The 3,299-nt window shown below is 43.0% G+C and carries 3 protein-coding genes; 2 read left to right on the top strand and 1 reads right to left on the bottom strand.

From position 1 onward, the window contains the following. Positions 1-266: 266 nt before the first annotated feature. Positions 267-500 (top strand): hypothetical protein, encoded by a 234-nt coding sequence (locus F6K37_RS35535; RefSeq protein ID WP_287255585.1) that lies wholly within the window; start codon positions 267-269, stop codon positions 498-500. Between the two features lie 18 nt (positions 501-518). Beyond that, a complete protein-coding gene (locus tag F6K37_RS35530; RefSeq protein WP_287255583.1) occupies positions 519-695 on the top strand; it encodes a hypothetical protein in 177 nt (58 codons plus the stop codon). 395 nt (positions 696-1,090) lie between these two features. On the opposite strand, the gene F6K37_RS35525 is transcribed toward F6K37_RS35530, so the two are convergent. Further along, the coding region (locus F6K37_RS35525) for a formylglycine-generating enzyme family protein (RefSeq protein ID WP_287255581.1) at positions 1,091-3,299 on the bottom strand (2,209 nt) is incomplete at its 5' end.

Below are 3,299 nucleotides of genomic sequence, written 5' to 3'. Positions count from 1 at the left end.
GCAGGGAGCAGGGAGTAGGGAGTAGGGAGTAGGAAGTAGGTAGTAGGCTGTATCGCTTTTATAATTAGGCAAAAACTCTAATATTTTTTTTGTATAGCTACACTAAATACCATTCCTATACTAACCACATTAATCTCTTATTTATGCCCTATTTACTATTATAGCTATTCTCAATTTTCCTAATAAAAAAAAATCATAAATACCTTGACATTTGATTAATTTATTTATATATTAATAATGTACAGCATTTAAAACTACTGTTGATCATGACTAAAAACATTCCGCCTAACTCCGATGACAATCAAACTCCTGAAAACCCTGGTCGTAAACCTCAGAAAGTCAAGTACGTTTTGATCGGTTCTCCTGAACAAGTTCGGAATACGATTAATGCCATCTATGGCCTTAAATACGCCTATCCCGACGAGTGGAGCACTCCAGAACCTACTGAAAAGCCTGGTGAGGTTATGACCTTTTTGATTCGATATTTTTATGTAGACTAGGATAAGATTTTGCCAGCGATGCAGCGCGGTCTTGGGGGTTTCCCCCATGAGCGACTGCATCAAGACAGGGTTTTGACGCCCTGGCGACTAGGATTGTGGCGGTTATGTTTAAGCTATCAGCTATCAGCTATCAGCTATCAGCTATCAGCTATCAGCTATCAGTTATCAGCTATCATTTATCAGCTTATGGGTTAGGTCACAGGCTGGAAGCCTGTGCCACAAAGCTGACCACTGACCACTGAGGAATTTATTCGTTGATCAGCAGTATCTAAATTTGAGTTGAGCTCCGCTGTACTTGTGGTGGCTTACACAATAGAATTCGGTCAAGTATTGGGGTTAACCAAAACTTGACCGATTTTTTTTTATTGGTATAGTACTACCCATTACGGCGCTTTGCATAACTATCAAATACACTGAATTTTATCCCTATTCCCTCTTACCTTCTCCCTGCTCCCTGCTCCCTAAAAACCAAGAACTTTGTACCTAATTGAATGGCAAACCGAGGTAAGATTAGGAAATTCCTAAACTCCGAAACGTAAGTAATCGCTTACTTTTGACTTCTGACTTCTGACTTCTGACTTACCCAAGGGCTAAGTCCTCCCAACACCACGAGCCACACGAAAACCGACATCGTCGTACATGATATCGCGCGCGCTATAGAGGTTGCGGTAGGCAGAACGGCAATACCAAGGAATGCCGTCCCACGAGCCGCCCCGCAGGCAATAATAATGATGATTATTATTATTCCATAGACTCCCATCTGTAGGGGCTCCTTCGTAATTATCATGGAAAGCATCCCCACACCACTCAAAAACATTGCCGTGCATATCGTATAAGCCAAAGCCGTTGGGGGGAAAATCTCCTACTGGGGTGGTTTCTCGTCGATATTCCCCTTTTGCTTCCTTTGCATAAGTATGGAAACCATCATAATTAGCTAATCTACTGGTTATGGTCTCTCCATAATGGAATGGCGTGGTAGTTCCTGCTCTACAGGCGTATTCCCATTCCGCTTCACTGGGTAATCTGTATTCCGTTCCTGTATAGTCGGAAAGGCGATCGCAAAATTCCACCGCATCGAACCACTTTACTTGCTCTACTGGTCGATTCTCCCCTTTAAAGCTCGAAGGGTCTGGTTTTAAATCCCGGTTAATTTTTGGTAGGTTGGCCACAGCTCGCCATTGCCCCTGGGTTACCGGATATTTCCCCAGGAAGAAGGGTGGGATGGTTACTTGGTGTTGAGGTCTTTCGCTGTAATTACTCCCCCTCTCACTTTCCGGGGAACCCATTAAGAAGCGTCCTGCTGGGATATACACCATCTCTAGGTCTACTCCATTCCCGAGATCTTGAGTGAAATAACTTGCTTGTTTATTTTCTCGCTTGATTATTTCTCCTTTACGGTTAACTTTTACTACTTCAAAGGAAAACTGCTTTAACTCTGAGGGATTAGCTGAGGTAGGGGTTTCTGAGATTAGGAGTTCTTCAGCCAAACGAGCATACTCCCCTCCTAATCGCCCTAAAACTTGAGCCTTTAGGTGTGCAAAGGGACGAATTTTTGGTTCTAAATCATCATTAATTGCCGTTGCAGGTTTCAGTAAATACGCTTCAAATTCCTTTACGGATAACCCTAATTGATTAGCAATAAACTCAGATACTTTATCAATAACTGAAACGGTTTTACTAATGGGTACAGAATCTACTAATAATCCCCTTACCCCTGGCTTAAAGTCGTACTCAATATAATCGGGATTTGAATCTTGGTCTATCGGTGTTATAGAGTGGAGCAGTCCACTCATAAACACCTCCGCTACATGAATTTGGGCGGATTTTGGTAGCAGAGTTTGTTGAATTAGTTGCACTACAGGTAAACTAACCGGAGCAGCTGCCATTAATCCAGCTAACCGACGCGCCATCGGAGAAGCCGTAGCACGAAATCGACTAACTAATGCTGATGCTTCGGGTTGGGGTTGACTGAGTTCACCATCTACTGCTCTTCTCTGTGCTTGCGGGTCTTCGGATACATCAAAGTTAAACCCCACTGTAGTAACATTCCCCTGACCAGCTATTACCTGTGACCAGGCCAGTAGGGGGTAAGGTTCTAGAGTAATCACCGGAACATTGACAGAGGAAGATTTAAACTCAATATCATCTTCATCCCAAGGTTTAACAATCAACCGAGAATTGACAACTCCAGGACTAATAGAATGCAATTGCACTAGTGTTTCTGAACCTAAAGCCGTGCGTTCCCAAAGCCGTTCAGGAAGTAGCTGAAGGATAGTAAGTAAACCATTGCGTCCCCACAACTCTAGCACTGGATGAATTAATTGTCTGCGCCAAGCTACAGAAATACAATCACTAACCAATAAAATTAAACGTTGTTTCTTGGGGTCAATTAAGACCTGGGGAGGATGGGGAGTGGAATTATAACATCCCGTGCTAGTTTGAGGAAATAAGTTTACCTTGGTTTCAGTAATCCTTAATTCCCACGTGCGTACATCCCGAAAGGCACCATGATGCTTGACTAAATTTTGCAATTCAGTAATTGTCTGTTTCCAAACCGCAGTTGAACTAGTTTTTTCAACCACCAATGCTAACTCTAACCATCGTTCGGAAGCAGGTTTCAGAACTGGTAGCCAAATGTTTGATTCCGCAATTTGGTAAACAGTAGCTTCTTCATCCAATATTGTTTCTATAGCAGATGGGACTTTCCCCATTAACGGACGAAGTGCCCGTCCCAACGCCAAACTATTTCTCAATGCTACCGCTGCTGGCACTTTAATCGGAATTGCTTCTCGACTTTCT

The organism is Moorena sp. SIO4E2, from assembly GCF_010671945.1.
Lineage (GTDB): Bacteria > Cyanobacteriota > Cyanobacteriia > Cyanobacteriales > Coleofasciculaceae > Moorena > Moorena producens.
Note: the sequence above shows the minus strand (reverse complement) of the source record. Positions and strands in the feature narration are given on the sequence as shown.

Bases quoted from the DNA above. Each gene is read 5' to 3' on its own strand.
- F6K37_RS35535 (WP_287255585.1), top strand. From the start codon at position 267: ATGACTAAAAACATTCCGCCTAACTCCGATGACAATCAAACTCCTGAA.
- F6K37_RS35530 (WP_287255583.1), top strand. From the start codon at position 519: ATGCAGCGCGGTCTTGGGGGTTTCCCCCATGAGCGACTGCATCAAGAC.